At 62.8% G+C, this 15879-nt stretch carries 13 protein-coding genes and 1 pseudogene; 8 read left to right on the plus strand and 6 right to left on the minus strand.

The window, feature by feature from the left end; all coding sequences use genetic code 11:
• Positions 1 to 93 precede the first annotated feature (93 nt).
• Genes QF092_RS14105 through QF092_RS14115 form a run of 3 tightly spaced genes read left to right on the plus strand, consistent with a single transcriptional unit; the run spans position 94 to position 2270 of the window.
• Entirely contained in the window at positions 94 to 714 is a 621-nt protein-coding gene (locus QF092_RS14105) for a LysE family translocator (protein ID WP_281464714.1), read from the plus strand.
• 3 nt (positions 715 to 717) lie between these two features.
• Positions 718 to 1614 carry a homocysteine S-methyltransferase family protein gene (locus QF092_RS14110; RefSeq protein WP_281464716.1) on the plus strand — a complete coding sequence of 299 codons (897 nt, stop codon included), beginning with the start codon at positions 718 to 720 and terminating at the stop codon, positions 1612 to 1614.
• 5 nt (positions 1615 to 1619) lie between these two features.
• A complete protein-coding gene (locus QF092_RS14115; RefSeq protein WP_281470014.1) occupies positions 1620 to 2270 on the plus strand; it encodes an RluA family pseudouridine synthase in 651 nt (216 codons plus the stop codon).
• Positions 2271 to 2400: 130 nt separating this feature from the next.
• Here QF092_RS14115 and QF092_RS14120 read toward each other — a convergent pair whose 3' ends face one another.
• Complete coding sequence (locus tag QF092_RS14120) at positions 2401 to 4380, minus strand: oxidoreductase (RefSeq protein ID WP_281464718.1); 1980 nt, start codon at positions 4378 to 4380, stop codon at positions 2401 to 2403.
• A gap of 1233 nt (positions 4381 to 5613) precedes the next feature.
• Between QF092_RS14120 and QF092_RS14125 the strand changes: the two genes are divergently transcribed.
• Together QF092_RS14125 and QF092_RS14130 are read left to right on the plus strand one after the other, a co-directional pair.
• Positions 5614 to 6615, plus strand: coding sequence for an ERF family protein (locus QF092_RS14125; RefSeq protein ID WP_281464720.1), 1002 nt, complete (start codon positions 5614 to 5616; stop codon positions 6613 to 6615).
• Positions 6612 to 7325 (plus strand): hypothetical protein, encoded by a 714-nt coding sequence (locus tag QF092_RS14130; RefSeq protein WP_281464722.1) that lies wholly within the window; start codon positions 6612 to 6614, stop codon positions 7323 to 7325. Before QF092_RS14125 ends, QF092_RS14130 begins: the two co-directional genes overlap by 4 nt.
• Positions 7326 to 7442: 117 nt before the next feature.
• Here the strand turns inward: QF092_RS14130 and QF092_RS14135 are convergent.
• Positions 7443 to 7997, minus strand: a pseudogene (locus tag QF092_RS14135) (transposase); the annotation flags it as partial.
• 571 nt (positions 7998 to 8568) lie between these two features.
• Between QF092_RS14135 and QF092_RS14140 the strand changes: the two are divergent.
• Positions 8569 to 9228 carry a hypothetical protein gene (locus QF092_RS14140; RefSeq protein ID WP_281464724.1) on the plus strand — a complete coding sequence of 220 codons (660 nt, stop codon included), beginning with the start codon at positions 8569 to 8571 and terminating at the stop codon, positions 9226 to 9228.
• A 29-nt stretch (positions 9229 to 9257) separates the two neighbouring features.
• On the plus strand, positions 9258 to 9485 hold the full coding sequence (locus tag QF092_RS14145) for an HGGxSTG domain-containing protein (protein WP_281464725.1): 228 nt from the start codon (positions 9258 to 9260) through the stop codon (positions 9483 to 9485).
• A 721-nt stretch (positions 9486 to 10206) separates the two neighbouring features.
• On the opposite strand, the gene QF092_RS14150 is transcribed toward QF092_RS14145, so the two are convergent.
• From QF092_RS14150 to QF092_RS14165, 4 genes are all read right to left on the minus strand, one after another.
• Complete coding sequence (locus QF092_RS14150; RefSeq protein ID WP_281464727.1) at positions 10207 to 11457, minus strand: O-antigen ligase family protein; 1251 nt, start codon at positions 11455 to 11457, stop codon at positions 10207 to 10209.
• 69 nt (positions 11458 to 11526) lie between these two features.
• Positions 11527 to 12408, minus strand: coding sequence for a glycosyltransferase family 2 protein (locus QF092_RS14155; protein ID WP_281464729.1), 882 nt, complete (start codon positions 12406 to 12408; stop codon positions 11527 to 11529).
• 102 nt (positions 12409 to 12510) lie between these two features.
• Complete coding sequence (locus QF092_RS14160; protein WP_281464731.1) at positions 12511 to 13365, minus strand: FkbM family methyltransferase; 855 nt, start codon at positions 13363 to 13365, stop codon at positions 12511 to 12513.
• A 111-nt stretch (positions 13366 to 13476) separates the two neighbouring features.
• Positions 13477 to 14136 (minus strand): peroxiredoxin, encoded by a 660-nt coding sequence (locus QF092_RS14165; RefSeq protein WP_281464733.1) that lies wholly within the window; start codon positions 14134 to 14136, stop codon positions 13477 to 13479.
• 264 nt (positions 14137 to 14400) lie between these two features.
• Between QF092_RS14165 and QF092_RS14170 the strand changes: the two genes are divergently transcribed.
• Positions 14401 to 15846: an aldehyde dehydrogenase family protein gene (locus tag QF092_RS14170; RefSeq protein ID WP_281464735.1), complete on the plus strand. Its 1446-nt coding sequence runs from the start codon at positions 14401 to 14403 to the stop codon at positions 15844 to 15846.
• Positions 15847 to 15879 lie beyond the last annotated feature (33 nt).

Raw genomic sequence — 15879 nt, forward strand, 5'->3', positions numbered from 1 at the left:
GACCTTTCCTTTGCGGCAGGGTGATCGGGCCTTGGGCGGCTGTCAACGTGCTCTGCGCTGGACAAGTGCCGTGCGGGAAGGCAGGCAAGGCGCATGGATGCGCTGTTCGACCTGATCCCCCTTGCGGACCTGCTGGCCTTTCTGGCGGCGGGGATCGTTTTGAACCTGACGCCGGGGGCGGATGTGATCTTTGCCACAGCTTGTGGTGTGGCCGGAGGGCCGCGCGTGGGGGCGGTGGCGGGCCTTGGGGTGGGCTTTGGCGGGCTGTTCCATGTGGGCTTGGCGGTGCTGGGGGTGAGCGCGCTGATCGCGGCGCATCCTTCTGCGCTGATGGCCCTGAAGCTTGCCGGGGCTGGGTATCTGCTGTGGTTGGCTTGGGGCAGTTGGCGGGCCGATCCGGGTCGTGAAGGTCGGGGCGAGATGCGGGCGGGCTTGGCGCTTTGGCGGGGGTTTGTCACCAATGCCTTGAACCCGAAGGTGGCGCTTTTCGTGCTTGCCTTCCTGCCGCAATTCACCGATCCCGCCCGAGGACCGGTCTGGGCGCAGATCGCGGTTCTAGGGGCGCTGTTTACCCTGACCGGAACGGCGATCACCTGCGGATATGGGGCGCTTGCGGGCTTTGCCGGGCAAAGGCTTGCGGGGCGGATGGGGTTGATGAACAAGGTGGCGGCGGTGATGCTGCTGGCTTTGGCGTTGCGGATGGCATGGGGGTAAGAAATGGCCGAGATCACGCTTCTGGATGGGGGCATGGGGCAGGAATTGGTGGCGCGGTCGGGTGATGAGCCGACGCAACTTTGGGCCACGCGGGTCATGATCGACCATCCGGGGTTGGTGGCGGCAATCCATGACGATTATTTCGCGGCGGGTGCGTCGGTGGCGACGACGAATACCTATAACATCTTGCATGACCGGTTGCAGCGGGTGGGGATGGATGCCGAGTTCCATGCCCTGCATCTGCGGGCGCTGATGGAGGCGCATGAGGCGCGGGCGCGCGCTGGGCGGGGGATCATCGCGGGGTCGATGGGGCCTTTGGGCGAAAGCTATCGGCCCGATCTGACGCCGCCGGTGGAAGTGTCGGCGGCGCAATATGCCGAGAAGGCGCGGATCATGGCGGCACATGTGGATGTGGTGTTGTGCGAGACGATGTCATCGCTTGATCTGGCGCGGGGGGCGTTGATCGGGGCGCAAGCGGCGGGAAAGCCTGTCTGGCTTTCGGTGTCGGTGCATGATCGGGATGGCACGAAGCTGCGGTCGGGGGAACCTGTGGCGGGGCTGGCTGAGGTGTTGAAGGCCGCGCCTGCGGCGGCGGTTCTGGCGAATTGTTCGATGCCCGAGGCGATGGCCGCGGCTTTGGGCGCGTTGCAGGGGCTGGGCCTGCCCTTCGGGGCCTATGCGAACGGGTTTTCCGAAATCTCGCACCTGCCACTGCCGGAGGATGGCGGCGCACCCGCCTATTGCGCGCGGCATGATCTTTCGCCGGAGCGCTATGTGGAGTTTGCCATGTCCTGGGTGGAAATGGGGGCGACGATCGTGGGCGGCTGCTGCGAGGTGGGGCCTGCGCATATCGCGGCGCTGGCGGGCGCTTTGCGCGAAGCGGGGCATGTGGTGGTGTGAGCCTGCTGGCCGATTTCAGCTATGATCCGCCTGCGGGCGACCCGGTGATCCTGTTTGAGGATGATCGGGTGATCGTGGTGGACAAGCCTTCTGGGCTGTTGTCGGTGCCGGGGAAGCTGGAAGGTCGGGCGGATTGCCTGATGTCGCGGCTGGAGGCGTTTCGGCCCGGTGCCCTGTTGGTGCATCGGTTGGATTGCGACACGTCGGGGGTGATGATCTTTGCGCGGGACAAGGCGGCGCAGGGGTTTCTGGGGCAGGAATTCGAGAAGCGCCGGGCGCGGAAGAGTTACGTCGCGCGTGTCAGCGGCATGATGGCCGAGGATCGGGGCCGCGTGGACCTGCCTTTATGCGCGGATTGGGACTATCGGCCCCGGCAGAAGGTGGATTTCGAGCGCGGGCGGCCTGCGGTGACGGAGTGGGAGGTGGTGTCACGCGGAGCGGGCGAGACGCGGGTGCGGATGTTCCCGCTGACCGGGCGAAGCCACCAGTTGCGGGTGCATATGCTGTCTTTGGGGCATCCAATCCTTGGCGATCCGATCTATGCGGAAGGAGCGGCGCGGGATTACCCCCGGCTGATGCTGCATGCCGAGATGCTGGGGCTGCACCATCCCGGCAGCGGGGAATGGGTGGAGTTTCGGGCGGCCTGTCCGTTCTGATTGGGCTGGTGGGGTGATGCCCCCTCCCCCGGCCCCTCCCCCGTGAAGGACGGGGGAGGGGAGGGTTCTGGTCCTGTTGGCGTGGTGCCTGTCGGGGCGTTGCTGGTGAGTATTTGGGCCAAGATGAAGATCAGAGCGTGAGCGCGAGTTTCCGGCCTTCGTGGAAGGCATAGGGGGCCTGGCGCGGGGCGGCGCAATCGCCGATGCGGTGGGTTTCCTTGCCGGGGAAGGTTTCGGGGAAGGGGTCGAAGGCGATATTGGTCGTGGCCATCACGAGGGCGGAGGCGGGGATTGTGGTTTCCTCACCCGTCAGGCCGGATTTCACGGTGGCGCCGTTGCCGTGCCAGCGGGTGATGACATGTTCCGTCAGGAATTGCGCGCCGAGTTTGGCAAGGCGCTGGCGGGCGGGAGCGTCGGCGGAGGTGCGGGTGATTTCCTTGCCGACGTAAGGGTCGGGGGTGACGAGGATCACTTTCTTCCCCTGTTCGGCCATGTGCCATGCAGTGCCGACGCCGCGCCAATTGCCGCCTTCGTCATAGAGGATCACCGTGTCGCCAAGGCGGGCTTCGCGGCGCATGACATCTTCTGCCGACCAGACATTGCCGTTTTCGAGGCCGGGGAGTTTGGGCTGGGCGGGGAGCCAGCGTTGTTTCGCATCCGGGTCGGGGAGGGAGCCGGTGGCGAGGATGACCGTGTCGGCGGGGTGGTTTGCGATGTCGTCTTCGTCGAGGAAGGTGTTGAGGTGGAGGGTGACGCCCAGCCGAGCGAATTGGCGTTCGTACCAATCCATCAGGTCGAGAATCTGGGCGCGGCGAGGTTGCATTCCGGCAAGGCGGAATTGACCGCCGATCTGGGGGGCGGCCTCGGCAATCTCGACCCTATGCCCGCGTTCGGCCGCGGCGCGGGCAGCCTCACACCCGGCGGGGCCTGCGCCGACGATCAGGATATGGCGGGGGCGCTCGGCGGGGGTGAAGCGGTCGCCGCCCCATTCCCATTCGCGGCCCGCGCTGGGGTTGATCAGGCAGGAGATCCAGTAATCGCGCGACCGGCGGCCCCAGCACATCTGGTTGCAGGAGATGCAGGCGCGGATGTCGCTTGCACGCCCTGCCATCGTCTTTGCGGCAAGATGGGGGTCGGCGATCTGGCCGCGCACGATCGACACCATGTCGGCCTGACCGGAGGCGATGATGGTTTCGGCATTGTCGGGGGTTCGGATATGGGCCTCGGAGGTGACCTTGGCATGTTTCACCACGCCCTTAAGGATTTCCGTCACCGGGGCGGTGAGCTTTTCGGCGAAGAGGAAGGTGGGCATCAGCCGTTCGAAATCGAGATAGCCGCCATGGCCGCAGGTGACATAGTCGATCTGGCCCGTCGCGTCGTGGAGGGCGACGATTTCGGTGAGGCTTTCCACCGACAGGGTCACGTCATGCGCATCGGAGGTGGAGACGGCGAGGCCCACGATGAAATCCTCGCCACAGGCGCGGCGGATGCCGTCGATGATGCGGCGGGAGAAGCGGGTGCGGTTTTCGAGGTTGCCGCCCCATTGATCGTCGCGGGTGTTGGACCACGGGGTCCAGAACTGATCGAGGAGGGAATGGTAGGCGGCCCAAACCTCTACCCCCTGAAAGCCTGCCTTGTGGCAGCGGATGGCGGCGGCGATATGGGCGTCGATGAGTTCCTCAATCTCCGGTTCCGTCATGCGGTGGGAGCCGTCGGAGTCGTGATAGCTGGAGTGGCCGGAGGGGGACCAGTGGGGCTGGAAGCTGAGGTCGGAGTCCCCATGCGCGCCGATGTGGTAGAGTTGCTGGAGGATGACGGCGCCTTCGGCCTTTGCTGCATCGGTCACCTTGCGGAAGGCGGGGATGATATCATCGGTGCCATGGAGGTAGTTGCCGCGGGTGAGGACGCCGGTGCGGTGGACGGGGACGGGTTCCATCACGATCATGCCCGCGCCGCCTTTGGCCCGTTCGGCAATATAGCCCAGCGTCCGGGGGCCGGGGAGGCCCATGTCGGACATGTTGTTGGTATGCGCGCCAAAGACGATGCGGTTTCGGAGCGTCGTGCCGCGGAGCGTGATCGGCGAGATGAGGTGGGGGTGCGGATGGGGCATGGCGCGCGTCCTTTGGCGGGTTGCGATCAGGCTAGCGCGGGCTGAGGGAGGGGTGTGAGGGTCGAGGGCGACAGGATTGTGCCGGAGAGCGGCATCAGGGCCGGGTCTACTCAGGGCGGACGCCTTGTGTAGAGAGAGGACTGTGCTGCAGGCAGGGACGATTTTTGTCCGAAGGATTGTGACCGACGTAGTTGCCGGGCCTGGTTCGAATAGCCTTGGCTGGAGATTCTTCCCGTGGGCGTTTTGAGTTCCAGTCGGGCGGCGGCTCGATTTCCAGGTGGCGAGGGGCCAATGGGCCTTTGTCAATTCGCCCATTGCTTAGACCCAACTTATCTCGCCAGTCGCATCAAGATGGTCCCGGCCTTTGTTTTTTAAAAAAGCAATCATGGGTTGATTGTCTTTGAATGAAGCAACTTGCGGTGACATTTCAATCATCGTCATCGACCCCTGTGTGACGGTCGATCGGTGCCATGTTGTTGGTCCTTCGTGCTATCTCTCGCAGGGCGTCCGCGATGCTGTTCTCCTCCTTCCGCTCTGGTGTGTAAGTCGGGTCTTCAAGGCGTGACGAACCGGCATGGCCTGCGAATGATCGGGGCAGGGCGATGATCCGTCGTCTCCGAGGCGTTCCCATAAGGAAACGAATTTTAGAAGAATATCGCGAGATGATCGAGCTGCACCGATCTTGCCGTCGAATGCGTGCGGTTAATCCCGTGAGTGCGTCTTGAGATTTGGTGGTGCTGCGAACAGCCGAATTGCGGGAATGTTTTTTCAATTCCAGAGAAGCACTAGGGCAATGCCAATGCCAATGTTTCGGTCTCTGAATTTACCCCAATTTTTGACCCCGAATTGGCCGGTTTTGAGAGGGATTTAGAGCCCTTTGGCTGGGAGTTCTTTCACATTGAGGCATGCGCTCCGATGCGTAAGAAAATATCCACAGAATAAGGTGATTTTCGTTTGTTTTCATTGGTCTAAAGGCTGAAAGAGGGATATTATTAATCATCAAAATTGACGCTCTGGATAGAGAATCGCTCGATCTGCTCTCAAAGGCTTTGCTGATGGCTCGGCAAGGCGAGTGGTGAGGCATGCTCAATCCAATCTCATCGACTGGAAGGGCAAAACATGCTTGCAAGTGGATCAGGGAATTCGGGTGGCGCTATTGCCGGGCGGGATGGTTTGACGGCCAGTCGGGCGGCCTTGGATCAAGCGCTGCCAAATCAAATGTCGCAAAATCAGATGACGTCAAATCAGACGCTCTTTCCCAAGGCGCAGATCCTTGGCGCGGTTGTTTTGGCGAAGTCCAAAATCCGTCGCTTGGCCAAGGGAGACCGGAACCTTGAGGAGGCTTATGCCTTTACCTCAATCGACAGATTCCTTGAACATATCAATCCGATCTGCGTCGAGGCGGGCCTCGTGATCCTGATGGACGAGGTGGCGGTGGCGGATGGAGCGTCAGGCGCGCGGCAGGGTGCGGAGTCCTGGCTGCGGATCACCTATGACATCACCTTGGCCCATATCTCCGGCGAAACGCTTGGACCCTTTCGCCGTCATGTAGATATCCCCCGTTCTGGGCCGCAGGCCTTTGGGGCGGCGCAGAGTTATGTCTTGAAGCAGTTCCTCCGGGCGCAGTTCCAGATCGCGACGGGGGAGGCGGATGATCCGGACTTTGGGACGAAGCCGCCCAGCCGAGCGCCCGCGTCGGATCGAAGCGGGATACGGGCGCAGGAAGCCAACACGTGCAACGTGGATGACCTTGCCATGGAGATCATGGGGTTGAGGACATGTGCGCAGCAGATCGCGGAGGCGAGCTCTGGTCGAAGGCTTCTGAGCATCCTTGCGGGCCTTGCCGATGAGGCGGTTGCGCATCCGATGCTGAAGGCGGCACGTCTGCAGGCCCTGACCCGCATCGTCTCGACCGCGCCGAGCGTGGCCGCACTGGAAAAGCTGGAGCAGCATTTTGCGGGCGACTGGTCACATGTCGCGGATGAGGCCGCGCATCGCAGGCTGCAGCTCGATCTCCTCGACAGTCAAGCGGAGGAGGCGCTCGTGGCGCAGGCGGGGCAGATGGCGCGAGGGACAGCCAGTGAGGAGGCTCCGATGTCTCACACCTTTGAATCCGATGATTTGGGGGAACCCGCATTAAACGCAGCGGCGCTTGCGAACCCCTACGCGTCATCGCCCGTGCCCCCTGACACACTCGACTTTGGTGACATCCCCTATCATGAGGCAGCCGAATGAACGACCTCACACCCCCACCCATGGGCCATAACAATCCGCCGGAACCTCTAGAGCGGTCTGCAGCCATCTTGGCCCCTTTCAGCGCCTATCTCGATGAAGCGGAGAACTGGCTTGATGGCATTCCCGTCGAGAGCGAGGAGCAACTCGAAGCGGTTGATGCCCTCCTTCTCAATGTGAAAGCTGCAGAGAAGGCCGTGATTCAGGCCCGCGACGCCGCAACCAAGCCCTTGCACGAGGCCTGGAAGGCCGAGATCGCGCAGTGGAAGGCAGCGGTCGATGATCTGGAGCGGCTGAAAAAGGGCCTTGCCCGCATCGCAAATGACTTCAAGGTCAAGCTTGCCGATCAGCGCGAAGCGGAAGCGCGGCGCATTCGTGCAGATGCCGAGAAACGTGTGCAGGCAGCAAAGAACTTGGCGAGCCAAGCCGACCGGGGCGATATCCATGCGGTGCGCGTGGCAGAGGCTGCGCGCAAAGAGGCCGAAGAGACAATGCGGGCGGCCCGCATTATTGAGAAGACCCGGCCAAAAGGCATCCGAACCGTCCGGAAATGGGCCTATTTTAATGCGGAGGGTCGTCGGTCAGCTCTGCATTGGATCGCCCGACACGACCGCGAGGCCATGACTGAGTTCATCGACAGCTACGTGGCGCGGAACTTTCGGGAGAGGGCGATCGATGGGGTCAATGTCTGGGAGGAGCGGGAGGCGTATTAGCAGAGCGCTGAAATAGTCGGCGATGCGGAACGGTTTCCTTTGTGCGCAACTTACGGGCGTTTTGGCTTCAGGTGCCTTGGCGCAAAAAGCATGCCGGTTTCAAGCGGTTTTCCTTCGTCACGCAGCCAGCAGGCGGGACAGTGAGGCAAGGTTGTTGGCAGCCATCGTCGGGATGAAGCGTGAGCTCAACCGTTCGACACCCCGATAGACGGTCTGGGCCATACCACCGACGGTCTTGGCCCAGCCGAAAGCCTCTTCGATCCGTTTGCGGTGTTTGATCGACAGGGCGTGGTGCGGCCGTCGATCGCTGAAAATCTCGATTTCTGCACGACATGGGGCGTGACACAGGCCTGCCTCAGGTCGGCGACGAGCTCTGCGACGTCGAAGCCCTTGTCGGCAGCCAGCGTCAGTTGTCGGTTCGAGCCCGGTGAATGGCGGTGGATCATGGCCAGCGCGGCGCGCCCTTCCGCATGATCGTCGGCCTGCGTCAGGTCGCCCTGCACGATCAGACCAGAGCGCTGTTCCATCAGAGCATGACCCATGCAGCGAAGTATCGCGCCGTTGCCGGGTGATTTCTTGTAACGGCTAACGGCGCGCATCGGGGTCGGTGGTCGAGGCATGGGTGGAATTGGACCGTTTCGCGCCCTTGAAATCGACTTCGGCATTCCGGTGAGGCTTGGGGGCGCGGGGTATCAGATCGGCCTCGGTGGGGGTCTCGGAAGGTACGGCCTCAAGCGTAGCATCTGACGCGGGCGGATCGCCCTGCCCTTCATCATCAGGCGGGGTCGTATCAGCCTTGGGCTGAAAGCCTTTCGACCGAAGAGTATGGCCAGCCACCGCGCTAGCACGGTCACGGCCGCTGCGGAGCAGAGCAAAGGTGCGCGCGGATCTGTGCCCGGCTCACTACGCCAAGCGGCGGGTTGCGTCCCGAGATGGATGCGGAGCGAAACAGGCAGGCCGTCTTCACTCCCTCCACGCCGCGGGCGGCGCGCAGAACTCATCGCCGCCCGCGACCCGCGGGATCTGAATTTGGTTCTTCACGCTGTCAACCGGCCGACCTGCCCGCGCATGTGGACTGGTCGTACATATACATCATGTTGTAGCGATTCGCAAACAAGCCACAATATGTACACTTTTTCTGAAAACGGAATATCAAGCCCATACACAGTAGAAATTCAGTTGACCTTTTGTTCTTCCACAGTGCTCCGACAAAAGGATAGGATGGGCGCTAGGGGTGATCATCATGTCCAAGCGCAAGATCGAGAGTTCGGAAGACCCATATGACGTCCTGATGGGCAACGCCGTCCATCAAATGCCGGCGTTTCGTCAGACATTGTGCTCTGACCGGATCTCAGACGAGCAATACGCAGCGCAAAAGATTTCGGAGATCAGCCGCGTTCTTTGGCTGACCGACAGGATGTCCGAGGATGAGAAGAACCTGCGTATCGCGCGAGCGATTGAGCTTTACGAAAGCTTGGCACCGCAGGACGGAATGGAGGCGATGCTTGCGCTGCAAATGGTCGCCACGCATTTCGCGGCCCTTGAGGCCATGAGCCAGGCCGGGTTTCCCGGGCGCTTCATCGGCGGCGTCGAAAAGTTCATAAACACGTCCGCGAAGCTCATGTCCCTCTACACGCGCCAGATGGAGGCGCTGGAGGCCCAAACGAGGCGACGCGCCAAGAGCCAGCAGCCCTTGGCGGTTCAAGAGGTCGAGACCACGCAGGAGACCTGGACCTTGACTGACAGCGCGGGGCCCAGCACCGTGACACCCATCACGCCCCAGAAACCGCGGCGGCTGCGCGCGGCGAAGGCAGGGGGGCCCGCTCTTAGCCTTGTCTCCACTGCGGCAGCCCTGCCGCAGAAAGCGCGTGCCGCAGGAAGATCGAAGGCGAAGCGCGCATGACCGGCACACATCCCAGAAACACGGACGCGATGCGCGAGAGCGCTCGCTGTGGGGCAAAGACCCGGAAAGGGACGCCCTGCCTGGCACCCGCCGTGCAGGGCAAAGCCCGCTGCCGCATGCATGGGGGCGCGAAGGGGAGCGGGGCGCCTCTGGGCAATCAAAACGCCCTAAAACACGGCGCCCATACCGCTGAAATGAAGAGGTTCAATGCCTTCCTGCGCGAGGCCATCGCCCGGAGCCATGATCTTCTCAAGTGAAGGCCGGCGGCGGCCAATCAACGACGGCCGCGGTCCTCTCGGCTTTCGAAGGCTGGGGCCACGAACAGAGAAGATGGCGCGGGTCCGAGACACAGCTGGTGGTGCAAAAAGGGAACGGGGCGGAACGACGAGAGGAGGAAACCCTGAAGAGGGGCGCGAGGCCGAGCTGCTCTGCTCACATTCCTCCACCTTTCAGGGCGCTGAAATAGTCCTGTCTCGACGGCAGTTTGAGAATATTGTTCACCTTTTGCACTGTCACGGCGCTTGTGACGACGCGCGAGACGGACGGGACGAGCGGGTCGTTGTTCAGCTAAGCAGTCCCTATGTGGGACTTCATTCCACATGAGGTCAATTTGATAGGAGCCAACACTGTAAAGCTAGAGACCGAAGGCTTTGGAATTAGAAACCAGATCAGGAGTTTGGGCTGTCTGAAGGATGATCAAGCCTAGCCCGGCTGCGGCGATTAAATTATGCCATGCACAGCGAAACATGCAATAGATCCCTATTAATAACAAGGACTTTTAGTGTTTAGGATTGCGAGCAGAACTCACATGAGAGGCGGCTGATTCCGCGCCATGCTTTCGGTCCGGATTTGGCGAACCGACACAGCGATGATTTAGTAGATTAATTCGCATAATGATAAAATAAATTGGGTGTTTGATGCTGCAGAAATCCACTGCACGGCTGCTATGGTGCGGGAGACAGCCGATCGGTCGGCGACCTAAGGCTTATTCAGCCCGCGCAGCCGTACCGTGATCAGCGCGAGCAGCGTTATGGACGTTGCCACTATGACGGCGCGGAAGATGCTGATGCCGAAGACCGAGACTGAAAGACCGAATAGTAGATAGGCGGGGGCGAGGATCAGGCCCATGCGGGCAAGCGTCATTACCTGAGCATCCGGGTGATGACGCCAGCGCCAGAATGCGAGCCAGGTGCCCAGAAGGGCGAGGAGAAGGGATAGGGCTCCAACGATGCCGCCATTCGAAAGCGCGTCGATGACATCGTTATCGGCCGAGGTGAGAGGGCCGATCACCGCATAGTAGGGATCGGTGGCGACGAGTTCGGCCCAACGGGCATCCTTGCCTTCCACACCTGCGCCAAGAATCGGATTTTCGGTGAAGATGTGAAGGCCGAGGGTCCAGAGTTCGAAGCGCAAGCTGACGGAGCGGTCGGTGACCTCTCCCCCCGATTTGAACCAGTGGACTGCGCCATTGAAGCCCGTGGCGATGCGGTCGCGCACGAGCGGTGCCGGTGCGAGCAGGGTGAGGGTGACCAGCGCAGAAAGGGCCGAGGCGGCAAGGGCGTGGCGCTGCCAAAGCGGGCGGTGTCGGGTGATCATGTAGGCGGCGAGCAACGCGAAAAGGAGGAAAAGGGGCCAGCCGCCCTTTGACCCGCTCAGGAGCGAGGCGACCATCGCGGCGAGGGCGGCGAGGAAAAGGCCCGCGCGCCATAGGAACGGACGGTTGGGAAAGGGGAAGAGAAGCGCGGCTACAGTGCAGAGGCCGGACAGGATGACGGCGTTGTGGCCGAATTTGATCGGGTTCCCGGCGGCACCTTGGGCGCGGATATTGGAATCGATCATCGCTTCCCATATCGCATGGCCGCCTGCCAGAAGGGCCGCCAGCCCAACCGCCGCGATCCATGGGAGGCTGGGCCAGCCCCCGGCGCGGATGGTGAAAGCCATGGCGGGGAGGAGGATGAAGGGGATTAGCCGTTCATATGCGCCGGGGTCGGTGTCGCCGTGGTAGATGTTGAGGAGGAGGCCGGTCAGGGCAAAGGCGGCGAAGCCCCCCAGCAGAGCCTTCCATGAGGCGCGGAGCGCGGGGTCGGTGATAGGGGTGGTGTTGCGCGCGCGGCGGAAGAGGAAAAGACCCGCGAAGGAGAGCAGGACCGGTGCGGCGAGGTAGATGTTCGGAACGACAAGCAGAAGTGCCGTTCCGGCGAGGAAGAGGCCATGCCACAGGCGCATCATTTGGGAGGCCGCTCCGTTCTGTTCGGGCCTTTTGGTCGGATGTGGGGGCGGGCTTGTCAACAGGGATCGTTAACCCCGCCAGTCAAGTACACCGCACATGCGGCCCCACATGCGGGCCAGCAAGCGGGGGGATATGGCGAGGGCGCGCAGGGGTAGGGCGGCGGCGGTTTGCCAGATGAGGCGGCGGCGGAGGGCTTGGGCGGCGGCGGGGCCGCTGTATTTGGCGGCGTAGATCAGCTTGGACTGAGCGTGGTGGTAGCCGCGCCAATATTCATCACGCAAGGGGGCGTTGCCCTTGACCGAGCGGCGGGAGAGGTGGGTGGCCGTCGCGCCGGGATCGATGATGAGCGGCAGGCGGGCGTTGAACCATTTGCGGCAGAGATCGTCATCTTCGTAGTAGAGGAAGAAGGTCTCATCAAAGAAGCCATGTGGGGCGGCGACGGACATGCGGATCAGCATGGCCGCCCCTGTGACAAAGCCCACGCAGGCGGGGCCGTCGGCGGCGGGGCCTTTGGAGGGCCAGAGGTCATTCACCCAGCGGTGGCCAAGATCGACGCGCCCGTCCCCATCAACGATGCGGGGGGCGATTAGCGCGGCTTCGGGGAATTGGTCGGCGGTGGCGACGAGTTGGGCCAGCGCATCGGAGGTAAGCGTGCAGTCGGGGTTCAGGAGCAGCGCGAAATCGGTATGGACCAAATCGAGCGCGCGGTTGTTCGCTGCGCCGAAGCCGAGGTTGCGGGGATGGCGCAAGATGGTGGCGTTGGGCAGGAGGCGGCGGCCTTCCTCAGCGCTGCCATCACCAGAGGCGTTGTCGGACAGGATCACGCGGGGGCAGGCGGAGAGGAGTGGCACCAGCGCAGGCAGGCAATGGGCGCTGTTATAGGTGACGATGATGGGCGTGACCCGCGCAAGGGCAGCGGTAATGTCATCTGGAACGCGCGATGTCTGCATGCCTTGCCCTGTCTGCCGCCCTTTGCGGGCTGTTTTCTGGGCTTACGCGCCTTCGCGCGCCGGATCAATCGCGGGGCGTCAGGCGCGGCCCCGACGGGCGGATCAGCGCGCGAGGAGGTAGAGCGAATTGTTCCGTGTTCGGCCCTGCAGGCGGTAGCCGTGGCGGGCGAAGGCGGCGGTGCAGCCGGGATAATCGGCATCGGCTTCGGGATGTTCGATCACGATGCGGCGGGGGAGTAGGTCTGGCCCGCAGCCGTCAAGGAAGGGGACGAGAGCGCGGTCCTCATGTCCTTCGATGTCGATCTTCAGGCCGTGGATGCGGGTCAGCCCGGCCTCGGACACCAGAGCGGCAAGGGTGCGGACGGGCATTTCGCCGCTGTCGCTTTCTTCGATGGCGACGATGGCCACGTCATCCTTGCGGATGACGAGGTCGGCGCTGCCGTCGCGGTCGCTGACGGCGGCATGGGTGAGGGTGAGGTTGGTCTGCGCCCCGGCGGCGGCGTTCCAGCCGATCTGGGCGATCATGCGGGGATTGGCGTCGATGCCAAGAACGTGGCCCTTGGGGCGGGCGGCGGCGAGTGGGAGGCCATAAAGTCCGATGTTGCAGCCGATATCGACGAAGGTGGCGTCCTGCGGCGCGTCCGTCAGCAGGAAGTCGATGTCGGTGCGGTTGTATTCCGGCACAAGGAGGAGGCCGTATTCGATCAGGTTCCGTTCGCCATAGATGCGGAAGGCTGCGTTGCGGAAGCGGATGTCGAGTTTGCCTTGGCCGAGGGCGAGGATGAGCCGGGTCATCCTTGAACGGAAAGCGCCGCGGCGCAGGATGGTCTTTTGCGCAAGGCTGATCAGGGCACGCTGGAGGGCATTCGGGGCATAGGTGCCATAAGGCGGTTGGCCTGCGATGGCCGCTACGCCAGATTCGCCTTCTGTCACCTTGCGCCAGTTGCCCTGCATCATCGCCCCGTTCGCTTGTCCCTTCCCCCTATGGCGGCAAAAGGGGGCGGATGCCAAGGGCGGGTAGCAGGAAAATGCCCATCCCCTTTGCAATGAAGGGGATGGGCGGATCGATTACTTCGCCGGAACCTTCGCAAAGCGCAGGTAAGGCAGTTTGATGTCCAATTCGCCAAAGCGTTCCTTGGCCTGATCGTCGGTAAGGGCGAGGGCCACGATCATGTCCTGACCCGGCACCCAGTTGGCGGGGGCGGCGAGGGGGACGCCGTCGGTTGCGCGGACGGCATCGAGGGCGCGGAGGATTTCGGCGAAGTTGCGGCCCACGCTCATCGGGTAGGTCATGGTCAGGCGGACCTTCTTGTCCGGGCCGATGATATAGACGGTGCGCACCGTGGCCGTATGGGCCGGGGTGCGGCCTTCAGTGGGCGTATAGTAATCGGCGGGCAGCATGTCATAGGCCTTGGCCACCGTCAGCGACGAGTCATCGATGATGGGGAAATCGGCGGGGGCGCCACCGAAAGCCTCAATATCCCGCTTCCACTTCTGGTGATCGCCGACCGAGTCGACCGAGACGCCGAGGACCTTGGTGTTCCGCTTGGCCCATTCGGCGGCAAGCTGGGCCACCGCCCCGAATTCGGTGGTGCAGACGGGGGTGAAATCGCGCGGGTGCGAAAAGACGATCCCGTAGCTGTCGCCCAGCCATTCGTGGAAGCGGATGGTGCCCGCCGTGGATTCGGCGGTGAAGTCGGGGGCGATGTCGTTGATGCGGACGGCCATGGCCAATGCTCCTATCGGTGTCTTGCTGCGGGATAGATACGCGATGCAGAACAGGGTTTCATCCCCCTTGCCGATTTCGTGTGAAAATGGGGAAGGTCATCTTGCCGCAGCCTGCGATGCAGAACGCTTTCCCAAGTTGTGCCACTAGGGCAGGCCGTGTTTGCGACGGCAAAGGGTGGCCGGGTGCGACGGAAGATGTCGCATCCCCGCTTGCCTCTGCCGGGGTGGCCTGATTTGGTGCCGGGCAACCTTGGAGGTGACGCCATGCTGATCAAGCGCGATTTCTATATCGATGGCCGTTGGACGGCCCCCCTTGCCCCGCGCGACTGTCCGGTGATTGACCCGTCGACGGAAGAGGCCTGCGCGGTGATCTCTCTGGGATCGGCGGCGGATACCGATCTGGCGGTGGCGGCGGCGAAGCGGGCCTTCCCGGCATGGGCCGCGACGCCGCCTGCGGAACGGAAGCGCTATGTCGAGGCGATCCTTGCGCAATATGAGGCGCGGGAAGAGGAGATGGCGCAGGCGATCAGCATGGAAATGGGCGCACCCATCGACATGTCGCGGTCCGATCAGGCCCCCTGCCTGCCGTGGCATCTGAAGAATTTTCTGACAGCCTTTGACCATATCGAATGGATTCGCCCCCTTGGCCCACATGCGCCGAATGACCGGATCGCGATGGAACCCATCGGGGTGGTTGGGCTGATCACGCCGTGGAACTGGCCGATGAATCAGGTGACGCTGAAGGTGATCCCGGCGTTGCTGGCGGGCTGCACCTGCGTCTTGAAGCCGTCGGAGGAATCGCCGCTGTCATCGCTGCTGTTTGCCGAATTCGTGCATGATGCGGGCGTTCCGGCCGGGGTGTTCAACCTTGTGAACGGTGACGGGATGGGGGTCGGTTCGCGGCTGTCGGAGCATCCGGATGTGGAGATGATCTCTTTCACCGGGTCCACCCGCGCCGGGAAGGCGATTTCCAAGGCGGCGGCGGAAACGTTGAAGCGCGTGACGCTGGAACTGGGCGGGAAGGGCGCGAACCTGATCTTCGCCGATGCCGATGACCGGGCGGTGGAGCGGGGGGTGCGGCACTGCTTCAACAATTCCGGGCAAAGCTGCAATGCGCCGACCCGGATGCTGGTGGAGCGTCCGGTCTATGACCGCGCGGTGGAGATCGCCGCGAAGGTGGCAGAGGGGACGAAGGTCGCCTCGGCGCATGAGGCGGGGCGGCATATCGGTCCGGTGGTGAACAAGCGCCAATGGGACCAGATCCAAGGGTATATCCAGAAGGGGATCGAGGAAGGCGCCCGCTTGGTGGCGGGTGGATTGGGGTTGCCCGAGGGGATGAACAAGGGCTATTTCGTGCGGCCCACGGTGTTTGCGGATGTGAAGCCGGGCATGACCATTGAGAAGGAAGAGATTTTTGGACCTGTCCTGTCGATCATCCCCTTCGATACCGAAGAAGAGGCGGTGCAGATCGCCAATGACACGCCCTATGGCCTGACGAACTACGTCCAATCGCAGGACGGCGCGCGCCGGAACCGTCTGGCGCGGCAGTTGCGGTCGGGTATGGTGGAGATGAACGGCAAGTCGCGCGGGGCCGGGTCGCCCTTTGGGGGCGTCAAGGCGTCTGGGAGGGCGCGCGAGGGGGGTGTTTGGGGGATCGAGGAGTTTCTGGAGGTGAAAGCGATTTCGGGGTGGGATGTGGCGACGGAGTAATCTTGCCGAATCTGTTTCACGCAGTAAGAGGAT

The sequence above is a fragment of the Fuscovulum ytuae genome, from assembly GCF_029953595.1.
GTDB classification, from domain to species: domain Bacteria; phylum Pseudomonadota; class Alphaproteobacteria; order Rhodobacterales; family Rhodobacteraceae; genus Paragemmobacter; species Paragemmobacter ytuae.

Excerpts from the sequence above, each read along its gene's own strand:
- QF092_RS14105 (WP_281464714.1), top strand. The coding sequence starts at position 94 with ATGGATGCGCTGTTCGACCTGATCCCCCTTGCGGACCTGCTGGCCTTT.
- QF092_RS14110 (WP_281464716.1), top strand. The coding sequence starts at position 718 with ATGGCCGAGATCACGCTTCTGGATGGGGGCATGGGGCAGGAATTGGTG.
- QF092_RS14120 (WP_281464718.1), bottom strand. The coding sequence starts at position 4,380 with ATGCCCCATCCGCACCCCCACCTCATCTCGCCGATCACGCTCCGCGGC.
- QF092_RS14125 (WP_281464720.1), top strand. The coding sequence starts at position 5,614 with ATGACGTCAAATCAGACGCTCTTTCCCAAGGCGCAGATCCTTGGCGCG.
- QF092_RS14130 (WP_281464722.1), top strand. The coding sequence starts at position 6,612 with ATGAACGACCTCACACCCCCACCCATGGGCCATAACAATCCGCCGGAA.
- QF092_RS14140 (WP_281464724.1), top strand. The coding sequence starts at position 8,569 with ATGTCCAAGCGCAAGATCGAGAGTTCGGAAGACCCATATGACGTCCTG.
- QF092_RS14145 (WP_281464725.1), top strand. The coding sequence starts at position 9,258 with ATGCGCGAGAGCGCTCGCTGTGGGGCAAAGACCCGGAAAGGGACGCCC.
- QF092_RS14150 (WP_281464727.1), bottom strand. The coding sequence starts at position 11,457 with ATGATGCGCCTGTGGCATGGCCTCTTCCTCGCCGGAACGGCACTTCTG.
- QF092_RS14155 (WP_281464729.1), bottom strand. The coding sequence starts at position 12,408 with ATGCAGACATCGCGCGTTCCAGATGACATTACCGCTGCCCTTGCGCGG.
- QF092_RS14160 (WP_281464731.1), bottom strand. The coding sequence starts at position 13,365 with ATGATGCAGGGCAACTGGCGCAAGGTGACAGAAGGCGAATCTGGCGTA.
- QF092_RS14165 (WP_281464733.1), bottom strand. The coding sequence starts at position 14,136 with ATGGCCGTCCGCATCAACGACATCGCCCCCGACTTCACCGCCGAATCC.
- QF092_RS14170 (WP_281464735.1), top strand. The coding sequence starts at position 14,401 with ATGCTGATCAAGCGCGATTTCTATATCGATGGCCGTTGGACGGCCCCC.